Genomic DNA, 18,957 nt, shown 5'->3' on the forward strand with positions numbered 1-18,957 from the left:
ATTAGCAAAATTTTCAGCTTTGGTAACGGTTGTAAAAGAAAAAAGACTATAGCGCATAAAGCTGGATTAAAATAGTTCTGTTTCAATTTTTAAAACTCAAAAAACAAATTGTAATAATTATTTACGGAAATCAAAAATATAAAACTAGAATAAAAAGCAGAGATTAACTACTACAGTTAATCTCTGCTTTTTAAATATATATTACAACAATATTATTTAACTATTTTCAAAATTTAACTGCAAATTACCAGTCAGCCGCTTATTTAGTTCTAGGACAAAAATCGGTATTAAACTTCCAAACAGAACAACTAGCCAGCCTTGAATAGGCAATAAAGTTAGATGCAAGAATTGTCTCAGATGCGGTAAAACTGTTAGTGATATAACTAGTATCATACTTAGTAATAAGCCCCAATTAAGCATTCTATTCGTTTTAAAAGTTTGCCAAGATATTGGTTGCGAATCTTTAATCGCATAAATATCAATCATTGAACCAAGAGCTAAAACTAAGAAGACCAAAGTCATCCCTACTTGCGGATTGTTAGCTGAAATAATAAATCTGCCGTAAGCGTAAACGCCCAGAGTTAAAATTGTAAAAGTAATTGCACGGATAATCATTCTTTGCATTAACCCCCGCCCAAGAAGACTTTCGTCATTGCCTATTGGATCTTGAGCCATAATATTTGGTTCGCCAGGCTCTTTGCTGATAAAGAATCCTGGAATTCCGTCAGCAAGAACATTGATAATTAACAATTGTTCTGCTAATAACGGCGCGCCCCAGCCAAAAATTGTGCTAATAACCATTAGGAAAATTTGGGCGAAATTGACACCTATTAAGAATTCTACGGCCTTAATAATGTTTTGATAAACTGTTCTACCTTCTGCCACAGCTTTAATAATTGTAGCAAAATTATCATCAGTCAAAATCATATCTGCCGCTTCTTTTGCTACCTCAGTACCTGTGACTCCCATCGCTATACCAACATCAGCGGCTTTTAACGCTGGTGCATCATTAACACCATCACCTGTCATAGCAACAGTTTTATTAAGCTCTTGCCACATTTGAACTATTCTAATTTTATCACTCGGCGATACCCGGGCATAGACACTGATATTTTGAATGCTTTGTTTCAGTTCAGCATCTGACATTTCACTCAATTCAGTACCAGTTATTGCCGTTTGACCCGAGTCCAAAATGTCAATTTCTTCTGCTATAGCTTTGGCAGTAACTAAGTGATCCCCAGTAATCATTACAGTTTTAATACCAGCTTGTCTAGCCTTGGCAATTGCTGCAGCTACCTCTGGTCGCGGAGGATCAATTAAGCCAATCAGACCCGCAAGTTTTAAGTTTGAATTAATTTCTTTCCAATCTGTTGGATCTGCATCTTCTGGCAATACTTTATAGCCAACGGCAAGTACTCGTAAAGCCGCAGCAGCCAGATCATCATGAGCCTTTTGACCAGCTTCAATTACCTTGCTTTGCGTCAAAGGCAGTCGATCTAAGGCACCTTTTGCAATCACCAACAAGTGACCATTAGGTAAACGATGAACAGTTGTCATCATTTTTTTTGCGGAATCGAAAGGATCCTCTGCAATTCGGGGAGCTTTTTCTTCTAGCTGTCGGCGCGAACTTCCATGCGTTTTTAACCAGTTAACAATCGCAATTTCAGTGGCGTCCCCAACGACTTCTTTTGACCCGTCCTTTTCCATAATTTTAGCGTTATTGGCTAAACCTAACATCTTTAATAAATTTTGACCAGCCTCCGGCAAATCTGCTGCTTTTTTGATATCTGTTTCTGGAGTCCAATACTTAGTGATGGTCATTTTATTTTGAGTTAAGGTGCCTGTTTTATCAGTAGCAATCACGTCAACATTACCAATCGTTTCAACGGCGCCAATGTGTCTAATAATAGCGTTACGGTCAGCCATTCTTTTGACACCACGTGACAGACTGATTGTCACAATAATTGGCAAAGTTTCAGGGACGGCTGCAACTGCTAAAGATAGTCCTATCATCAGGCTATCCGCTAAAGCCTTATTTTGCATTCCCATACTTAAAGCAAAAATTACCACTCCGCCTAATGCAGCAAAAAGAGTCATCCATTTAGATAAACTATCTAATTTGCCCTGCAAAGGAGTTTGCCGTTTCTGGGTTTTATTCAAAAGATTCGCAATTTTACCAAGCTCGGTTGCCATCCCGATTGCAGTAACTTGAGCTAGCGCACTACCACCTACAACAGCAGTTCCAGAAAAAATACGCTCATCGTCAGTTAAATTAGTTTCTGCTTTAAAGTTTGTTTTGGAAACTGCTAAACTTTCTCCAGTTAAAATCGCTTCATCGACAGTTAAGTTAGTTTCTTCTATTATTACCGCATCTGCCGGTACCTGATCACCAGTATTCAGATTGATTAAATCACCAGGCACCAATTCGGAAGCTGCTAAGGTAATATCTCGACCATTGCGTCTACCCTTAGCTGTTGGCAAACTCATTGCTTTTAAAGCAGCTAGAGATTTTTCAGCTGAAGCCTCTTGATATAAGCCGATTACAACATTAATTATTAAAATCAGGCTAATTACAATTGTCTTGGTCCAGCCACCGTTTTGAAAAATAGCCATATATGTTGCTAAGACTACTGCCAGCAATAGTACTAACGACGAAATGTCCTTGAGGTGATGCCATATTTTTCTATATAACGGTACCGGCCGCTGTTCCAGCAGCTCATTAATGCCAAACTCAACACGCTTTTGTTCTACCTCAGCATCAGTTAAACCGGACTTGGGGGTTATTTTGAATAGTAGTTCTGACTTTTGGGACATGCTATCTCCTCCATTATTCGATTAAATTAAATTTACAATTAAGCTGTTTGAATAGAAAAGCAATATTTATCGTAATTAAGCCGATTTTATAAAAAGCTAAACTTGATTAATGCAGTAAAGACAATATTTCTTTTATTTTTAAAAAAGCAGAAAGCCTCTGATATTTATCCGAAGTTTTCTGCTTACATGATTATTAAAAGTTGTTGTTAATTAACAACGTTTTTTCTAAAATTGCCTTTAGTTTAAAAAATTATTTCTAAACTAAACATCCTCTTTCCCATAAAAGCTTAATAATAGTATACAGGAACTGACATTTTTTGGCTATTTTTATGCTTATAATGTTTACATTATATGATTTAAATTTCTTCTTTTCTTTTGTTAAAGCACTCTTTTTGTTATTTAAATTCTGGCAGCAAAATCTTATTTTTAATAGCTCTCGTGGATAAATTAGCTAGCATTTATAAATGCTTGTCACCTGTATTTTATGATGGAACCATCAAAGCTAATAAATTAGTAACTAGCTTTTTATTGTAATTTTTTTTTTCAAAATTTAACTATAAAAATAGCCCTGAAAGTTTTCTAACTTTCAGGGCTATCGATTATAGCTGGCACCCAAGATAGATCTTATTTAATAGTAATAGTTCCCTCTGTTGAATCAGCTAAAAGAAAATTTTTCTTCGAATTCTTTTTGATAAAGTTTTCATAAGGCTTTGAATTTTTGTACCTAATTGCTTTTCCATCCGCTGTGAGCTGGTAACTCAGATTAGGTGCATTTTTAATAACTAAGTTACTACTTTGTAAAGTAAAAGAATTTCTATTGCTGAGTTGTGAATTGGTAATTTTAATATCTGAGTCGGAAGCATCAAGGGTCATTGAGAAGCGAGAATTTAAAAGCTTGCACCAGCCGCCTTCTATCTTAACAACTGCCTCTCCCAGATCAGAGTTATTAAGTGTTGATCTATGGCTGCCCCCAGCTGATAAATTTGTACTTTTGGCCTCAATATTGTCAATATCCAGATAACCGTCTGCACAACTTATAAAATATGCCTTAGCTTTCAGGTCTTTTAACCTGATATTTCCGTGATCACTGTTGCTATCGAATTCAGTATAGTGAACATTTTGAGGAACAGTTACATCAATTCTGGAGCCAATTTTACGCCAATTAATTGCAACAGGTCTGGGCTCGTATATATCCAAACGGTTATTGGCTAATTTTACTTGTACTGCGTCTGGATTAACACCCGTAACTGTAACTTGGTATTTTTTGCCTGAATGCAGAAAAACGTCTGAGGAGTCAGTTTGAACAAAAACTTTATTAAATTTGTGGTTTGAGACGTATGTACGTGTGAGCTTAGTATTATCAATAGCTTTCAAGGTAAAGTGGTTATGGTTAGCGATTATTGGTTTTACACCATTATTGGACCAACCAACGAGCATCATAACCAGACCAACAATTAAAGCCAATCGACATATGCGATAAAACTTTCTCATATTTAATCCTCCTTTACCATCTAAGCATTAACTTTATAGTAACGCTGCTTTAAAATTCTTCTGCCAATATGTTGAAAAAAAGCAGCACATTCTGCAGTTAAGAAACGGATAAACTTCATAGTTATTGGAAATAGCATTAAGCTGACACATGTTAAAACCATGCCTCCTCCGACGTAGAAAAAGCCTGATGCCCAGTTGCCGCCAAAAAGCAGTCCAAACGACCTAACCAATATAAAAACACCAGAGACAAATAGAGACGTAATAACGATAGCAAGAGCAATAAAGACTGCCGCTAAAGCGATCAATACAGCTACCATCACTACTACTGCCGCCAAAGCTAGTGGTATGCCGATTGGCGCTGCCAGAACTCCTAATAAAATAACCCAAATAGTTTTTAAACTAGACTTGGAAGATGTTTTTTGTGTTTCTTCTTTTTCAGGGACCGAAACAGAATAGTCTGCCATAATTTTTCGAGCTAATTGTTTAGGCGTTCCTAGCTCAGTAATTATGTCTGCTTCATTGTGGTAATTGCCATCAAGTAAAAATTCTTGATAAAATTGCACAACGTCTTTTAAATCTGAATTAGGCAGATCAATCAGATATTGTTTTAATTGCAAAATATAATTATCAATTATTCTGTTCATTTTCTTCTCCCATAACTTGATTCATTTTAGTGCTGAAAATTTGCCATTCTTTTTTTATTACTTTTAATTCTGACTTACCAGAGGATGTAATCTGATAATAATTTCTAGTTCTTCCTTGAAAAGGCCTTGAATAAACTGATAAAAATCTGTTGTTTCTTAATCTCTTGAGAACTGGATAGATCGTAGGCTCGGAAATACCAAAGGCCGCTTTAGCTTGCTCTGTAATAACACGGCTATAGAGATTACTTCTTTTGATAAAAGATAAAATGATGCCATCTAATAGACGATTGGGAATTACTATTGCCATAATTATTTCCTCCCATATTATATTATATATAATATTGTAAAGCTTAATTAAGGAGCTTTCAAGTCATTATCACAAGTTTTTAATTTAAGTTGACATAGTTACCATTAATTATTTTAAAAAAGCATTAGTCCAATATTTTTCTAAAACTAAAATCTACAGTTATGGAATCATGGTTTACTTAGGCTGAAAAATTTTTAAAAAAATATTTGCCTTTTTTTAATCATGGTGTACTATATATGTATTACAGTAATACATGAAAGAAGGAAAATCTATGAGTTTACTTAAAACTCGTGAGGTAACTCGCACCTATGGCAAAGGCGCAACTAAGTTTGATGCCTTACGTGGAATTAATTTACAAATTAATCAGGGAGATTCAGTTGCTATCATTGGCAAAAGTGGTTCGGGTAAGTCTACTTTGATGCATATCCTGGCTCTCCTTGACCACCCTACTAGCGGTGACGTCTTTCTAAATAATGAACCCACAAGTAAAATTAAAAATAAAGCATTATATAAGCTGCGAAATGAGACATTTGGCTTTGTTTTCCAGCAGTTTTTCTTAAACGCTCAAGACAGTGTATTAGAAAATGTGATGCTTCCTCTAAAAATAGCTGGCATCACAGGCAGAGAACGCCGTGCAAAAGCTCTGGCAGCCATCAAGGCAGTTGGATTAGAAAGCAAAGTCAAAAATAAAGCCAGTGCTTTATCAGGAGGACAAAAGCAACGGGTCTGTATTGCGCGTGCCTTAGTCAATGATCCCCAAATCATTTTTGCAGATGAGCCCACAGGAAACTTGGATTCAGCTACTAGCGAAAATATTGAAAATATTTTATTTAAACTACATCAAGAAAAAAATATCACTTTAATAATTGTTACTCACGATCCTGATTTAGCAAAAAAGTGTGAACGCCAGATTCAGATTAAAGATGGTCAAGTAGTAGGAGGAACACAGCAATGAGATTCCATGATATTCTTAACTCAGCGGCTACAAACTTATGGCACAATAAAGGTCGAACATTCCTAACCATTATTGCTGTTTTCATTGGCTCCTTAACTATTGCCATTACTTTGGGCATTAATAATGGCGTTAATGATTATTTGAAAAAGCAGGTTGGCAATATTGGTAAAACTGAGCAAATGTCTATTTTGCCTGGGAGTTCCAGTCAAGATACGAATGAGCCTCAAAAATATAATACCAAGAAGAGCAGTCAAAACGCTGATGGTATGATGGACAAAAACGACATTAAAAAAATCAAATCAGTTAAAGGCTTAAAAGATTTTAAAGCGTTAAAGGACTGTGATGTTGACTATGTTCAAGGCCCTAATAAAACTAAATATCTTATAATTGCGCAAATAACGGAAGGGATCAATTATGATTTGAAAGCTGGTCACCAAGTTGCAACTAGTGGGAAAAAGTCCCAGATTTTAATCACTAAACCAATGGTTAAATCTTATGGCTTCAAAAATGCACAAGATGCTCTAGGTAAAAAAGTAACTTTAGTGACAAAATCACCCGTGACTAAGAAAAAAACAAAAATATCTGCTACTGTTGTCGGAGTTAGAAATGATAGTATAGTATCAAAAGGTTTTGCCATTTACAGTAATGACTTAGGACGAAAAATAGTTGCAGCCAACCAAAAAGGTCTTCCGCAAGCATTAAAAGATAAATATGTTAGTGTCATTGCTACCCCTATTAACAAGAGCGCCAGCAGCATTAAGCAAGTTGAGGACAATTTGACTAAAAAAGGATATTCCGGTATGACTCTTAAGGAAGCCGTGAATGAACTTTTCCTAACATTCAACGCAGTCACTGGGGTTTTAATAGTTTTTGGAGCCATCGCATTAGTAGCTGCCAGCTTTGGAGTAATCAATACTCTGTACATGTCAGTGAGAGATCGTACAAAAGAAATTGGTCTTATGAAGGCATTAGGACTCAGCAAGGGTAAAGTATTTTCTATATTCAGCTGTGAAGCAATCTTAATTGGTTTGTTTGGCTCTTCATTGGGATTACTACTGGCAATGGGCTTAGGTAAGGCCTTAAACAATTTTGCTGCTAAGTCATTCTTAAAAGGACTGGACGGTTTTACTTTAATTCAATTCAACTGGTCAAGCAGTTTACTAATTATTGGTCTCATCTGTCTAATTACCTTTTTAGCAGGTACGTTACCAGCCAAACGAGCAGCAAAACTAGATCCAATCACTGCTTTAAGATATGAATAAAAATCAAAAAACATCAGACAAAATCTGATGTTTTTTTTGCTATAGTTTTAATTTACGCTAAATACTAATGAAAGAGATAAGTGTGAACCAATCGTTCTGCCAGATTAGTAGCTACTTAAATAATAACAATTTGAAGACATTCATTTTTTGACTCACTAAATTGACAAAATAATATCAGTAGTTTGCTATTCTAATTTCTGTTTTAGTCACTTTGGATAAGCTTATTAATTCGAGGAGCTATTAAATCTTCCATTACTTCCATATCAACAGGTTTATAAGTATTATCAATACATTCATTCTAATATTCTAAGTGCTTTTGATCAATATAACTGTCTGATTCTTCAACCGCTTTACCTCCTTCTCCTTGTATGGAGTACCAGTAAAAATATGTATAGCCATCAGAACATTCTTCTTTAAAAACTGTTTCCACAAACATTTTTTCTCCAGCCATAGTAGCGACTGTGTCTTGATGATGATTATTAAGAAAATCCATCCATTCTTGTGCTTTTTCTTCCTTACCCTTTTTAATACGAAAACGGGTTAATTCAATTTTTAACATTACTTATTCCTCATACCTACTTAAACAAAAAGGCATCAACTTTGTGTTGATGCCTTTTTTATATTAGTAATTAAAACTTATACGTAATAAGTATAGATTAACGCTTACTAAATTGTGAAGCTTTACGAGCTTTCTTAAGACCTGGTTTCTTACGTTCAACCATTCTTGGGTCACGAGTCAAGAAACCAGCCTTCTTTAGTGGTCCACGGAAATCAGGATCTACTTCAAGAAGAGCACGTGCAATTCCTAAACGAATTGCTCCAGCTTGACCTGAGAAGCCACCACCATTAACGTTAACCTTAACATCGTATTGATTTTCAGTTTCAGTCAAAGTTAATGGTTGTTTCAAATCCTTAACTAAGTTAGGAAAAGGAATGTATTGATCAATATCTTTGTTATTAGCAGTAATCTTACCGCTACCTGGTACTAAACGAACACGAGCAACTGAATTCTTGCGCCGACCGGTACCTGCATATGCAACTTGTTGTGCCATTATTTAACCTCCTAGATTAATTTATTAATGTCTAATTCTTCAGGTTTTTGTGCTTCGTGCTTATGATCAGCATCTGCATAAACATGCATCTTCATGAATTCTTGATGACCAAGAGTGTTTTTAGGAAGCATACCTTTAACTGACAATTCAACTAATCTAACTGGATTATTGGCAAGCAAGTCTCCAGCAGGAGTGGCCTTGATGCCACCACGGTAATCAGAGTGATGGTAGTATATCTTGTCAGTAGCCTTCTTACCAGTTAACTTAAGCTTAGCAGCGTTAATTACGATAACGTTGTCGCCGGTGTCAACATTTGGTGTATATTGAGGCTTGTTCTTACCTCTTAAGATAGTTGCTACTGCTGTGGACAAACGACCTAGAGATACGTCTGTTGCGTCAATAACATACCACTTACGTTCAATTTCATTAGGTTTTGCTAATTGTGTAGTACGCAATTTTATTTCCTCCGTTTTTACGTTGTTTGAATACAATAAGATTCCGGGGCCTATCGTGGACAAACATACTTTAATATAATAAGTCTTTTTAACTCAAAAGTCAATATTATTCCCTGTCAAGACGATATTTTTCCGGCACATCTTCATAAAAAACATGGTATAAAAATAAGCCACTTGCCTGTGCTGTCTCTCTTACCTGCTCACGATCTTTAGTCATTATTACCCGGGGAATATCATCTACAGGGCGTTTGCCTCTACCAATTTCCAGTAGCGTTGCCACTAAAATACGAACCATATTATATAAAAACCCTGAGCAAATAAAGTCAAAAACAATTTCATTAGATTGCTCATTTTTAGCAACGTTTACGTAATACATAGTACGTACTTTATTCTTTATTTGTCCGCCACTTGCAGCAAAGCTAGTAAAATCATGTGTACCTAATAAATCACGGGCTGCCACTTTCATTTTGTCAACATCAACTGGATAAGGATAATGTCCTGTATAAAAACGTTTAAATGGATCAACAAAACGATCCAAACTAACATAATAACGATACCATTTGCCTTTTGCACTGTAGCGCACATGAAAATCGCTGTTAACGATCTCACATTCTTTAAAAACTATGTCTAACGGCATCATTGAATTTAAAGCACATATCATTCTTGCAGGTGGAATTTCTTTATCGGGATAGTCAAAGTGAATGACTTGTCCTAAGGCATGAACACCTGCATCGGTCCGTCCTGAACCTTCAACAATAATGTTTTTACCTTTTGTCATCTTTTTTAATGCAGCTTCAACGGTACCCTGTACTGTTCTTTGATGGGGTTGGGACTGAAAGCCGTGAAATAGATGACCATCATAAGCAATTGTCATTTTATATCTTGTTGTCATTAATGCGTCCTGAATACTAAAAGAAGAATCAATAATAAAATAAAATAGGCTAAGTTAATTAGATCGAGATATGACCAACGTAATACTCTAAATTTTGTTCTACCTTGATCTCCACGATAACCACGTGATTCCATTGCTGTTGACAAATCAATCGCGGTTTCTAATGAATTGATAAATAAGGGAACAAGCAGTGGCGTAATTGCCTTTGCTCTAGTGATTAATCCCCCATTGTTAAAATCGGCTCCCCGAGAACGTTGAGCATTCATAATTTTAAGAGTTTCATCAAATAAAGTAGGAACAAATCGTAAGGCAATTGACATTACTAATGCGATCTTATCAACTGGTACACGAACTATCTTCAGTGGCTTTAGCAACCATTCTATAGCATCAGCAATTTCAAGCGGCTTAGTTGTCACTGTCATCACAGTTGAAATTAAGATTATTACTGTAAAACGAATAAAAATAAACACCGCATTAGTAATACCATAACTTGACAAAGCAAATATCGTCCACTGCCAGTACACTGTTCCACCAACCGTGAAAAACAGCTGCAAAAAAGAGGTAAATAAAATTAACCAAATTAGGGGTTTGACCCCGTCCCAAAAAATCTTGGGCTTCAATTTAGTCGCAGCAACTGCAACAAAACTAAAAATAGTGACAATTACATAGGAAACAGGGTTATTAGCCAGAAAGACAAATAAAATAAAAAGAATAGTTGCAAGTAATTTTCCCCGCGGATCCATTCGGTAAATTATTGAATCGCCAGCCACATAACGACCTATTAAAATTTTACTCACATACTCACCTCTTCAAGTTATTTTCAATTCCGGTAATTAATTCATCAATAGTTAATGGTAACTTTTTAAATTTGAAATTGGTTAGTTTAGCAGCAAACAAAGAAGACTTTGGTTCTTCTAAATGATGCTCCTGCAACCACTTGCGATCTTTGAAAATTTCTTTTGGACTGTCTTCTTTAATCAACTTGCCGTGTTCCATTACTAGAACATTGTCAGCATAATCAGCTACATCGTCCATATTATGTGTAACTAATATTACAGTATGACCTTCATTTTGATATTCAGAAAAAAGGGCCATCATTTGTTTACGAGCAAGTGGATCAAGCCCAGCTGCCGGTTCATCTAAACACAAAATATCTGGCTCATAGGCCATAACACCAGCAATTGCTACACGTCTCATTTGACCGCCAGAGAGTTCAAACGGTGATCTGCCACCTATTTCCTCGGGTAAACCAACTTTTTTCAACCAATACTTAGCACTGGTCAGGGCCTTTTCTTTATCATAACCAAAATTTTTGGGACCAAAGGCAATATCTTCCAGTACTGTGTTTTCAAACAATTGCATTTCGGGAAACTGAAAAACTAAGCTTACGTGCCGCCTTAAATTTTTGAGATTTTTATTGGGAGTATCAGCAGTAATAGTCATTCCCGCTATCTCAATTTGACCATTTGTTGGCTTAAGGAGAGCATTAAAATGTTGCATCAAAGTTGATTTCCCACTACCAGTATGACCGATAATTGCATTAAAAGTGCCATCTTTTAGTTCAAAATTGACTTTATCTAAACCTTTTTTAGCAAGAGGTGTATCAGGAGAATAGGTATAACTTACATTTTCGAATTTAATTGGCATAGGAAATTAATCAACTCTTTTTCTGAATCTACACTAGCAGGAATTTTCATAGAATCATTTAGCAACTTAGCTTTTATTTGCTCAAAAAATGGCACATCTAGACCTAACTTTTTAAGAAGTTCAACTTGACTAAAAACGGTTTTTGTACTTCCCTCTGTTATCAATTTACCGTCATTCATTACCAAAACCTGGTCAGCCATATTAGCTTCATCAATATCGTGAGTAATAGAAATAACGGTTAAATTATACTCGTCCTTCATTTGCCGCACAATTTTTAATATTTTATCTCTACCTTCAGGATCAAGCATTGAAGTTGCTTCATCTAATACAATTATTTTGGGCCTAATAGCAAGAATTCCTGCAATCGCAATTCTCTGCTTCTGCCCCCCAGATAGATTGGCTGGTTCAGAATTGGCATATTCGCTCATACCCACTGCTTTGATAGCTTCAGCAACAGTTTTAACCATTTGCTCATGGGGCACACCACGGTTTTCAAGTCCAAATGCTACATCATCAGCAACTGTGGCTCCTACAAATTGATTATCTGGGTTTTGAAACACAACTCCAACTTTATCACGTATATCCCAAACTGTATCGTCATTCAGTTTAATGCCGTCTACTTCAATTAATGAATTTTCTTTTTCATCTGGTACCAATAAGCCATTAATTAGGCGAATTATTGTAGATTTTCCACTACCATTATGACCGATAATTGAAGTCCATGAACCCCGCTCTACTTCAAAACTAATGTTGTCGATAGCGGGCTTATCAGACTCTGGATATGAAAAGCTCACATTTTTAATTTTAATAATGCTATCAGTTGCCATTTTCTCACCATCCTAAAAAGTCTGACTCAATTGTACCAAAAATTTCAAAAATTCTGAACACCGATCGTTAACGTTATGCCGTTTAATTTAGCATATCAAAATGTCTATCAAGAACTGATAAGCTATTTTACGTTTAGTTGTTAATCAATTTCCAAAAAATTTAAAGAACGTTTTATGAATTATATTCTGCAACATTATCCGCCATAATAACAGTAACTAATTTGTTCGTTATTAGTCTTTTCAACATAGATAGTACCAATTTTACTATTATCTGAAAATTTTGCGTATCATAATAATTCATGCCAGATCTAAAAATTAGGTATTTATATACTTTAAAAATCAGATTTTTGTCCAAACAGATAAAAAGTTCTCAAAGCAAAAAAAATCACCCATGAGGAGGGATAATCGACATTATCTAAGCTAGACTAAACTTTCGTCATCATCTTAACGCTTATTCTCACTCTCACGGATAATTCTTAATAGCTATTAAGTTTGATTATTTGAATTAAACTAATTCTAAAATAACCATTGGAGCTCCATCACCTTTACGGGCAGTAGCAAGCTTCATAATTCTGGTGTAACCACCATTACGGTCTTTATAACGAGGTGCAACGTCGCTAAAAAGCTTTTGTAATGCAGATTTTACAACAACTGCATCTTTTTCTTCATGAATATCTGCAACTTCATCACGTACAAAAGCAGCAGCTTGTCTTCTAGCAGCTAAATCACCGCGTTTGCCTAAAGTAATCATCTTTTCGGCGGTTTTACGAACTTCTTTAGCACGAGCTTCAGTTGTAGTAATGCGTTCCTTCATGATTAATTGAGTAGTCATTTCTCTGAGCATTGCTTTTCTATGTGCGCTATCGCGACCCAATTTACGGTATGCCATCAGTTTACCTCCTTTATTGTTTTAATTAATCTTCTTGACGAAGTGATAATCCCAAGTCAGCTAATTTGTTTTTAACTTCTTCCAATGATTTACGTCCTAAATTGCGTACACGCATCATATCTGCTTCTGTCTTATCAGTTAATTCCTGCAGAGTATTAATGCCAGCACGTTTAAGACAGTTATAAGAACGAACAGAAAGATCAAGCTCTTCAATTGTCATTTCGAGCTTCTTTTCAGCTGTGTCATCCTCTTTTTCAACCATCACATCATTGAACTTAGTATTTGCATCAGCAGTTTCAAACACTTTAAAGTGTGCAACTAAAATTTTAGCTGCGAAACTAAGGGCATCGTTAGGCTTGATTGAACCATCTGTCCAAATCTCTAAAGTGAGCTTATCAAAATCGTCTCTTTTACCAACACGAGTAGATTCAACTTGGTAATTTACTTTATCTATTGGTGAAAATAAAGAATCAACAGGAATGACACCAATTGGCATATCTTCACTCTTATTGTCACTTGCTGCAACATAGCCGCGACCATTTTTAACGGCAATTTGCATGTGCAAGTGTCCACCTTCAGCAATAGTACAAATATATTGGTCAGGATTCAGGATTTGAATATCTGCGTCAGCTTTAAGATCATCAGCGGTTACAGTAGCCGGACCCTCAACGTCTATTTCAATAATTTTTTGTTCATCTGAAAAAGACTTTAATTCAAGTTTCTTAAGGTTCAGGATTATCTTAGCGACATCTTCTCTTACGCCTGGAACGGTTGAGAATTCGTGTAAGACATCATCTATTTGAACGTAAACAAGTCCTGTACCTGGGATAGATGTCAGTAAAACTCTACGTAATGAGTTACCTAAAGTAGTACCAAAGCCTCGTTCAAGTGGTTCAATAACAAATTTACCATATGACTTCTCTTGGTCCACAACGGTAATATTTGGTTTTTCAAATTCAATCATTACTAGGCCCCTTTCAAAACGCAATGTCCTTCATTAAGAACAAAATTAAACACGACGACGTTTTGGTGGTCTAGAACCATTGTGAGGAACTGGGGTAACATCACGAATAGCTGTGATTTCAAGCCCAGTCGCTTGAAGCGATCTAATAGCAGATTCACGGCCAGCACCAGGACCCTTGACAGAAACTTCAATATGTTTCATACCTTGATCCATTGCACTCTTAGCTGCTGCCTCAGCTGCCATTTGCGCTGCAAATGGTGTAGACTTACGACTACCTTTAAAGCCTAATGCACCGGCTGAAGACCAAGCAATTGCATTGCCTTGAACGTCAGTAATCATGACTAAAGTATTGTTAAACGTAGAATGAATATGAGCAACGCCTTTTTCAACATGCTTCTTCACACGGCGTTTACGTGCTGTTTTAGGCATCAATAAACCTCCTTAAATTTTATTTATTTTTCTTACTACCCTTACGAGTACGGGCATTATTCTTGGTATTTTGACCACGAACTGGGAGTCCGCGACGATGACGAATACCACGGTAAGAACCAATATCAACTAACCGTTTAATGTTCATGCTGACTTCTCTACGTAAGTCACCTTCAACACGGTACTTGTCTACTTCCGCACGGAGCTTTTCTTGGTCATCTGGAGTCAAATCTTTTGAACGTATGTCTTCAGAAACACCTGCATCCGCACAAATCTTTTGTGCTGTTGGTTCACCAATACCATAAATATAGGTTAATGCAACAACTATTCTTTTATCTCTTGGTAAGTCAACACCAGCAATACGTGCCATAAATTGCACCTCCTATTTATTTTAACCTTGACGTTGCTTGTGCTTTGGATTTGCAGAACAAATAACCATTACACGACCATGTCTTTTAATAATTTTACAATGTTCACACATTGGTTTAACAGATGGTCTAACCTTCATGTTTCCCTCCGTTATTACTTTATAAACCGATAAGTTATTCTACCTTTAGTTAAATCATAAGGAGAAAGTTCCACAGTAACACGGTCTCCAGGCAAAATTCGAATATAGTGCATCCTAATCTTACCGGAAACATGTGCTAAAATCACAGCTCCATTTTCCAATTCAACTTTAAACATAGCATTAGGCAGGGTATCAACTACCTTACCTTTTACTTCAATGACATCATCTTTTGCCAAAGCCGTTCCTCCGCATTTAAACAGTCATACTTTGAAATTATAACACGGAAAAGTAAATATACAAATTATTGCTTTTTACTTAAAACCGCATCAACACTCTTGAAGACTTCTTCAGGAGTTCGTTCACCATCAACTACAGTTAGTAAACTCTTATTTTGATAATAGTCTTTCAGCGGTGCATTCATTTTTTCGTTAACTTCTAAACGATTTTTAACTACTTCAGGCTTGTCATCCTCACGTTGATAAAAGTCGTGACCACCACAACGATCACAAGTATCCTTAACTTTAGGCATCTTGGTAATCTTATTGTAAGTGGCCCCACATTTTCTGCACATAAAGCGCGCTGACAAGCGTTTTACTAAAGTTTCTTCTTTAACTTCAAGTGAGATGACATTTGTTAAGGGCTTATTCAAACGTTCGGTAATACCTTCTAGCAGTTCCGCTTGAACTAGTGTCCGCGGAAAACCGTCTAAAATGTAACCTTCTTTAATATCAGGTTGGCCCAAACGTTCCTCAACCAACTTAGCTGTAACTTCATCCGGTACCAGATCACCCTTATCAATGTAGCTTTTAGCTTCAAGACCAACTTTAGTCTCATTAGCCATTGCATCTCTAAACATATCCCCAGTTGAAATATGAGTTAGATGATATTTATCTACGATCTGTTCTGATACTGTTCCCTTGCCTGCACCTGGCAAGCCTAAAAGAAATATATTAATCATTTATCTGTTCCTATCTGATGAATCCAACGTATTCTCTCTTCATTAACAATCCGTTAATTTGACGAGATAATTCTAAGACAACCCCAATTACAATCAGAAGGCTAGTACCGCCTAAACCAATCGAACTTGGCAAATCCCAAAAATTAGTAGCTAACTGTGGCAATAACGCAACAAGACCTAAAAATACGGATCCAACAGTTGATAATCTTATCAATACTTTAGATACATAGTCTTGTGTATCTTTACCCGGCCAAACACTTGGAATATAAGCACCTTGTTTTTGTAAATTCTTTGACAGCTTCTCAGGATTAACTTGAACAAAAGCATAAAAGAACGTAAACAAAATGATTAAAACAGTATAAATTATGACTCCAGGTGTAGTTTGCATACTAAAGATATTAGTCATTACCTTGTACCATTGCTGGTCACCTTGAGATCTTTGAAAGGCCATTAAAATAGTCGCTGGTGTAATGATAAATGAACTAGCAAAAATAACTGGAATAACACCAGAAACATTAACTTTTAACGGCAAAAAGCTTTCGGAGCCACTTATTGTTGCTCTTCTTGTATATTGTATTGGAATTCGGCGATCTGCCTGTTCTACCCAGGTAACTAACTGGGTTACGATGAGTATTGCAATGATAATCGCGATGAAGAACAAAATCCCTTGCCAACGATCACTAGCATTATTATTGATTACGCTGTCCTTATATAGCTGCCAGAGGCCGCGAGGAAGACGTGCAATAATACCAGCAAAGATAATTACTGAAACACCGTTACCTAGGCCCTTATCAGTAATTTCATCACCAAGCCAAGTTAGAAGCATCGTTCCAGCAGTCATAATTATTGCAATTTCACAATAAGACTGCCAGGTTTGAGACTTAACTAAGCCCATTTGCGTTAAAGCATTGAAGCCAAGCGTAATTCCGATACTCTGAATGAATGCCACAAACAGGGCAAGCCAACGAGTTACGTTATTAGTCTTACGACGTCCTACTTCACCTTGTTTGCCCCACTCTACTAATGTTGGAACAATGTCCATCTGCAAAAGTTGAATAACAATTTGCGCAGTAATGTAAGGTGAAACACCCAAAGAGAAAATTGAATAATTATCTAGTCCACCACCAGACACAGTATCCAGCATTGGCACTAGACCGGTTTGTGCAACTTGAGTAATCGCTTTTGCGTTGACACCTGGAACAGTAATATTAGCTCCAATTCGGTATATCAAAAGAATAAAGAGAGTGAAATAAATTTTATTTCTAATTTCTTTATCCTTAAAGGCGTTCTTCAAGGTCGAAAACATTAGATCACCTCAACAGATCCGCCTGCAGCTTCAACTGCTTTCTTCGCAGCGGCGGAAACTTTGTTAATCTTTACGTTTAACTTAACTTTTAACTCACCTTTTGCAAGCAATTTAACGCCTGATAATTCTTTCTTTACCAAACCTTTTTCTTTAAGACTAGCAACAGTAACATCGCTGTTATTCTCAAACTTGTTTAAGTCGTTTAAGTTAATGATTGCATACTCTTTGCGGTTAACGTTCTTAAAACCACGTTTAGGCATAGTTCTGAATAATGGCATCTGACCACCTTCAAAACCTAAACGGGTATGACCGCCTTGACGTGACAATTGTCCCTTTTGTCCACGGCCAGAAGTTTTTCCAAAACCACTTGAAGTACCACGACCAACACGTTTTCTAGCATTGCGTGAACCTTCAGCAGCATGTAATTCATGAAGCTTCATTAATTTGGCACCTCCTCAATTAACTATTTATTTATCTCTTCAACTGAAATCAAGTGGGCAATTTTCATTAATGCACCACGAGTAGCAGCATTGTCTGGTAGAGTTGTTGTACTATTAATTCTACCTAAGCCTAGAGCTTTCACAACTTTTCTTTGGTTAGGTAGACGGTGTGCAGCACTTCTAATTAAAGTAACTTTTAATTCAGTCATTTTTCCAGTCTCCCTAATCCAATTCAGCGTGACGAAGCTTTTCAATATCTTCACTTGTTCTAAGCTTCTTTAATCCATCAATTGTTGCACGAACAACATTGATAGGAGTGTTTGAGCCAAGTGACTTAGAAGTAACATCAGCAATACCAGCCATATCCATAACGATACGAACGGCACCACCTGCAGCAACACCTGAACCAGCTGGGGCAGGCTTAATTAAAATGTTACCTGAACCATAGTGACCAATTACCTCATGAGGAATGGTAGTACCAACCTTAGGAACCTTGATCATGTTCTTTTTACCAGCTTCAACAGCCTTACGGATTGCTTCTGGAACTTCTTGAGCTTTACCAGTACCAAAGCCTACACGACCTTTTTTGTCACCAACAATTACCAAGGCAGCAAATCTCATTCTTTGTCCACCCTTGACAACCTTAGTAACACGATTAATTGCGACTAACTGATCTTCAATATCGTCCTTATTTCTGCGATTATTACGAGAATCGTTGCGGTTTGCCATGTATTTTTCTCCTTTCCTAGAAATCTAATCCGTTTTCACGAGCGGCATCTGCCAATGCTGAAATACGGCCGTGGTATAGGTAACCACTTCTATCAAAAACAACATTTGTAATGCTCTTAGCTTTTGCTGCTTCAGCAATTGCCTTGCCAACAGCTTGAGCTTGTTCTACTTTAGTTTGATCTTTTGATACATTATCATCTAAAGTTGAGGCACTTGCTAGCGTTACACCCGCTACGTCATCAATTAATTGAGCGTAGATGTTTTTGTTTGAACGGAAAACGCTTAAGCGTGGGCGCTCAGCAGTACCAGAAATTTTGCTACGAATACGTTTATGACGCTTTAAGCGCAATTTGTTCTTATCTGGTTTTGAAATCACAATTTCACCTCA

At 36.5% G+C, this 18,957-nt stretch carries 24 protein-coding genes and 1 pseudogene; 2 read left to right on the forward strand and 23 right to left on the reverse strand.

The genetic code is table 11. The features are described from left to right. Window positions 1-216 precede the first annotated feature (216 nt). From DLD54_RS06550 to DLD54_RS06565, 4 genes are all read right to left on the reverse strand, one after another. Window positions 217-2,814, reverse strand: a complete 2,598-nt coding sequence (locus DLD54_RS06550) for a cation-translocating P-type ATPase (protein ID WP_109918659.1) — start codon at window positions 2,812-2,814, stop codon at window positions 217-219. A 624-nt stretch (window positions 2,815-3,438) separates the two neighbouring features. Further along, entirely contained in the window at window positions 3,439-4,305 is an 867-nt protein-coding gene (locus DLD54_RS06555) for a DUF4097 family beta strand repeat-containing protein (protein WP_109918660.1), read from the reverse strand. A gap of 20 nt (window positions 4,306-4,325) precedes the next feature. Then, complete coding sequence (locus DLD54_RS06560; protein WP_109918661.1) at window positions 4,326-4,949, reverse strand: DUF1700 domain-containing protein; 624 nt, start codon at window positions 4,947-4,949, stop codon at window positions 4,326-4,328. Next, complete coding sequence (locus DLD54_RS06565) at window positions 4,933-5,256, reverse strand: PadR family transcriptional regulator (RefSeq protein ID WP_109918662.1); 324 nt, start codon at window positions 5,254-5,256, stop codon at window positions 4,933-4,935. The genes DLD54_RS06560 and DLD54_RS06565 overlap by 17 nt, the downstream gene beginning before the upstream one ends. Window positions 5,257-5,527: 271 nt before the next feature. Here DLD54_RS06565 and DLD54_RS06570 point away from each other — a divergent pair, with 271 nt between their 5' ends. Together DLD54_RS06570 and DLD54_RS06575 are read left to right on the forward strand one after the other, a co-directional pair. After that, a complete protein-coding gene (locus DLD54_RS06570) occupies window positions 5,528-6,211 on the forward strand; it encodes an ABC transporter ATP-binding protein (RefSeq protein WP_109918663.1) in 684 nt (227 codons plus the stop codon). Next, the gene (locus DLD54_RS06575) at window positions 6,208-7,473 is read left to right on the forward strand and encodes an ABC transporter permease (protein WP_109918664.1); all 1,266 of its coding nucleotides are present in this window, start codon (window positions 6,208-6,210) and stop codon (window positions 7,471-7,473) included. Before DLD54_RS06570 ends, DLD54_RS06575 begins: the two co-directional genes overlap by 4 nt. Window positions 7,474-7,675: 202 nt before the next feature. Here the strand turns inward: DLD54_RS06575 and DLD54_RS06580 are convergent. From DLD54_RS06580 to rplR, 19 genes and pseudogenes are all read right to left on the reverse strand, one after another. Continuing rightward, window positions 7,676-8,032: pseudogene (locus DLD54_RS06580) on the reverse strand (DUF6176 family protein). Between the two features lie 97 nt (window positions 8,033-8,129). Beyond that, window positions 8,130-8,525, reverse strand: a complete 396-nt coding sequence (gene rpsI, locus DLD54_RS06585) for a 30S ribosomal protein S9 (protein ID WP_034980394.1) — start codon at window positions 8,523-8,525, stop codon at window positions 8,130-8,132. An 11-nt stretch (window positions 8,526-8,536) separates the two neighbouring features. Beyond that, the gene (gene rplM, locus DLD54_RS06590; protein WP_038523686.1) at window positions 8,537-8,980 is read right to left on the reverse strand and encodes a 50S ribosomal protein L13; all 444 of its coding nucleotides are present in this window, start codon (window positions 8,978-8,980) and stop codon (window positions 8,537-8,539) included. A gap of 106 nt (window positions 8,981-9,086) precedes the next feature. After that, window positions 9,087-9,872, reverse strand: coding sequence for a tRNA pseudouridine(38-40) synthase TruA (truA, locus tag DLD54_RS06595; protein WP_109918665.1), 786 nt, complete (start codon window positions 9,870-9,872; stop codon window positions 9,087-9,089). Beyond that, complete coding sequence (locus DLD54_RS06600) at window positions 9,872-10,669, reverse strand: energy-coupling factor transporter transmembrane component T family protein (protein ID WP_046327480.1); 798 nt, start codon at window positions 10,667-10,669, stop codon at window positions 9,872-9,874. Before DLD54_RS06600 ends, truA begins: the two co-directional genes overlap by 1 nt. 4 nt (window positions 10,670-10,673) lie before the next feature. After that, window positions 10,674-11,519 (reverse strand): energy-coupling factor transporter ATPase, encoded by an 846-nt coding sequence (locus DLD54_RS06605; RefSeq protein WP_109918666.1) that lies wholly within the window; start codon window positions 11,517-11,519, stop codon window positions 10,674-10,676. After that, on the reverse strand, window positions 11,495-12,346 hold the full coding sequence (locus tag DLD54_RS06610; protein ID WP_109918667.1) for an energy-coupling factor ABC transporter ATP-binding protein: 852 nt from the start codon (window positions 12,344-12,346) through the stop codon (window positions 11,495-11,497). Before DLD54_RS06610 ends, DLD54_RS06605 begins: the two co-directional genes overlap by 25 nt. A gap of 505 nt (window positions 12,347-12,851) precedes the next feature. Then, complete coding sequence (gene rplQ / locus DLD54_RS06615) at window positions 12,852-13,235, reverse strand: 50S ribosomal protein L17 (RefSeq protein WP_038523699.1); 384 nt, start codon at window positions 13,233-13,235, stop codon at window positions 12,852-12,854. A gap of 25 nt (window positions 13,236-13,260) precedes the next feature. Further along, the gene (locus tag DLD54_RS06620; protein ID WP_038523702.1) at window positions 13,261-14,199 is read right to left on the reverse strand and encodes a DNA-directed RNA polymerase subunit alpha; all 939 of its coding nucleotides are present in this window, start codon (window positions 14,197-14,199) and stop codon (window positions 13,261-13,263) included. A 45-nt stretch (window positions 14,200-14,244) separates the two neighbouring features. Then, window positions 14,245-14,628 carry a 30S ribosomal protein S11 gene (gene rpsK / locus DLD54_RS06625; protein ID WP_038523704.1) on the reverse strand — a complete coding sequence of 128 codons (384 nt, stop codon included), beginning with the start codon at window positions 14,626-14,628 and terminating at the stop codon, window positions 14,245-14,247. 19 nt (window positions 14,629-14,647) lie between these two features. Beyond that, on the reverse strand, window positions 14,648-14,998 hold the full coding sequence (gene rpsM / locus DLD54_RS06630) for a 30S ribosomal protein S13 (protein WP_109918668.1): 351 nt from the start codon (window positions 14,996-14,998) through the stop codon (window positions 14,648-14,650). Window positions 14,999-15,019: 21 nt separating this feature from the next. Beyond that, entirely contained in the window at window positions 15,020-15,136 is a 117-nt protein-coding gene (rpmJ, locus tag DLD54_RS06635) for a 50S ribosomal protein L36 (protein WP_003647815.1), read from the reverse strand. Window positions 15,137-15,150: 14 nt separating this feature from the next. Further along, a complete protein-coding gene (gene infA, locus DLD54_RS06640; protein WP_034980408.1) occupies window positions 15,151-15,372 on the reverse strand; it encodes a translation initiation factor IF-1 in 222 nt (73 codons plus the stop codon). A 65-nt stretch (window positions 15,373-15,437) separates the two neighbouring features. Further along, the gene (locus DLD54_RS06645) at window positions 15,438-16,094 is read right to left on the reverse strand and encodes an adenylate kinase (protein WP_038523710.1); all 657 of its coding nucleotides are present in this window, start codon (window positions 16,092-16,094) and stop codon (window positions 15,438-15,440) included. 10 nt (window positions 16,095-16,104) lie between these two features. Next, complete coding sequence (gene secY / locus DLD54_RS06650; protein ID WP_038523712.1) at window positions 16,105-17,400, reverse strand: preprotein translocase subunit SecY; 1,296 nt, start codon at window positions 17,398-17,400, stop codon at window positions 16,105-16,107. Next, entirely contained in the window at window positions 17,400-17,840 is a 441-nt protein-coding gene (rplO, locus tag DLD54_RS06655; RefSeq protein ID WP_109918669.1) for a 50S ribosomal protein L15, read from the reverse strand. The genes secY and rplO overlap by 1 nt, the downstream gene beginning before the upstream one ends. Before the next feature lie 23 nt (window positions 17,841-17,863). Further along, window positions 17,864-18,049, reverse strand: a complete 186-nt coding sequence (rpmD, locus tag DLD54_RS06660; protein ID WP_038523718.1) for a 50S ribosomal protein L30 — start codon at window positions 18,047-18,049, stop codon at window positions 17,864-17,866. A 13-nt stretch (window positions 18,050-18,062) separates the two neighbouring features. Next, complete coding sequence (gene rpsE / locus DLD54_RS06665; RefSeq protein WP_038523721.1) at window positions 18,063-18,569, reverse strand: 30S ribosomal protein S5; 507 nt, start codon at window positions 18,567-18,569, stop codon at window positions 18,063-18,065. A gap of 16 nt (window positions 18,570-18,585) precedes the next feature. Then, a complete protein-coding gene (rplR, locus tag DLD54_RS06670; protein WP_038523724.1) occupies window positions 18,586-18,945 on the reverse strand; it encodes a 50S ribosomal protein L18 in 360 nt (119 codons plus the stop codon). Window positions 18,946-18,957: the final 12 nt, after the last annotated feature.

The organism is Lactobacillus helsingborgensis, from assembly GCF_003173695.1.
Lineage (GTDB): Bacteria > Bacillota > Bacilli > Lactobacillales > Lactobacillaceae > Lactobacillus > Lactobacillus helsingborgensis.

Bases quoted from the DNA above. Each gene is read 5' to 3' on its own strand.
- DLD54_RS06550 (WP_109918659.1), bottom strand. From the start codon at position 2,814: ATGTCCCAAAAGTCAGAACTACTATTCAAAATAACCCCCAAGTCCGGT.
- DLD54_RS06555 (WP_109918660.1), bottom strand. From the start codon at position 4,305: ATGAGAAAGTTTTATCGCATATGTCGATTGGCTTTAATTGTTGGTCTG.
- DLD54_RS06560 (WP_109918661.1), bottom strand. From the start codon at position 4,949: ATGAACAGAATAATTGATAATTATATTTTGCAATTAAAACAATATCTG.
- DLD54_RS06565 (WP_109918662.1), bottom strand. From the start codon at position 5,256: ATGGCAATAGTAATTCCCAATCGTCTATTAGATGGCATCATTTTATCT.
- DLD54_RS06570 (WP_109918663.1), top strand. From the start codon at position 5,528: ATGAGTTTACTTAAAACTCGTGAGGTAACTCGCACCTATGGCAAAGGC.
- DLD54_RS06575 (WP_109918664.1), top strand. From the start codon at position 6,208: ATGAGATTCCATGATATTCTTAACTCAGCGGCTACAAACTTATGGCAC.
- rpsI (WP_034980394.1), bottom strand. From the start codon at position 8,525: ATGGCACAACAAGTTGCATATGCAGGTACCGGTCGGCGCAAGAATTCA.
- truA (WP_109918665.1), bottom strand. From the start codon at position 9,872: ATGACAACAAGATATAAAATGACAATTGCTTATGATGGTCATCTATTT.
- DLD54_RS06605 (WP_109918666.1), bottom strand. From the start codon at position 11,519: ATGCCAATTAAATTCGAAAATGTAAGTTATACCTATTCTCCTGATACA.
- DLD54_RS06610 (WP_109918667.1), bottom strand. From the start codon at position 12,346: ATGGCAACTGATAGCATTATTAAAATTAAAAATGTGAGCTTTTCATAT.
- rplQ (WP_038523699.1), bottom strand. From the start codon at position 13,235: ATGGCATACCGTAAATTGGGTCGCGATAGCGCACATAGAAAAGCAATG.
- DLD54_RS06620 (WP_038523702.1), bottom strand. From the start codon at position 14,199: ATGATTGAATTTGAAAAACCAAATATTACCGTTGTGGACCAAGAGAAG.
- rpsK (WP_038523704.1), bottom strand. From the start codon at position 14,628: ATGCCTAAAACAGCACGTAAACGCCGTGTGAAGAAGCATGTTGAAAAA.
- rpsM (WP_109918668.1), bottom strand. From the start codon at position 14,998: ATGGCACGTATTGCTGGTGTTGACTTACCAAGAGATAAAAGAATAGTT.
- rpmJ (WP_003647815.1), bottom strand. From the start codon at position 15,136: ATGAAGGTTAGACCATCTGTTAAACCAATGTGTGAACATTGTAAAATT.
- DLD54_RS06645 (WP_038523710.1), bottom strand. From the start codon at position 16,094: ATGATTAATATATTTCTTTTAGGCTTGCCAGGTGCAGGCAAGGGAACA.
- secY (WP_038523712.1), bottom strand. From the start codon at position 17,400: ATGTTTTCGACCTTGAAGAACGCCTTTAAGGATAAAGAAATTAGAAAT.
- rplO (WP_109918669.1), bottom strand. From the start codon at position 17,840: ATGAAGCTTCATGAATTACATGCTGCTGAAGGTTCACGCAATGCTAGA.
- rpmD (WP_038523718.1), bottom strand. From the start codon at position 18,049: ATGACTGAATTAAAAGTTACTTTAATTAGAAGTGCTGCACACCGTCTA.
- rpsE (WP_038523721.1), bottom strand. From the start codon at position 18,569: ATGGCAAACCGCAACGATTCTCGTAATAATCGCAGAAATAAGGACGAT.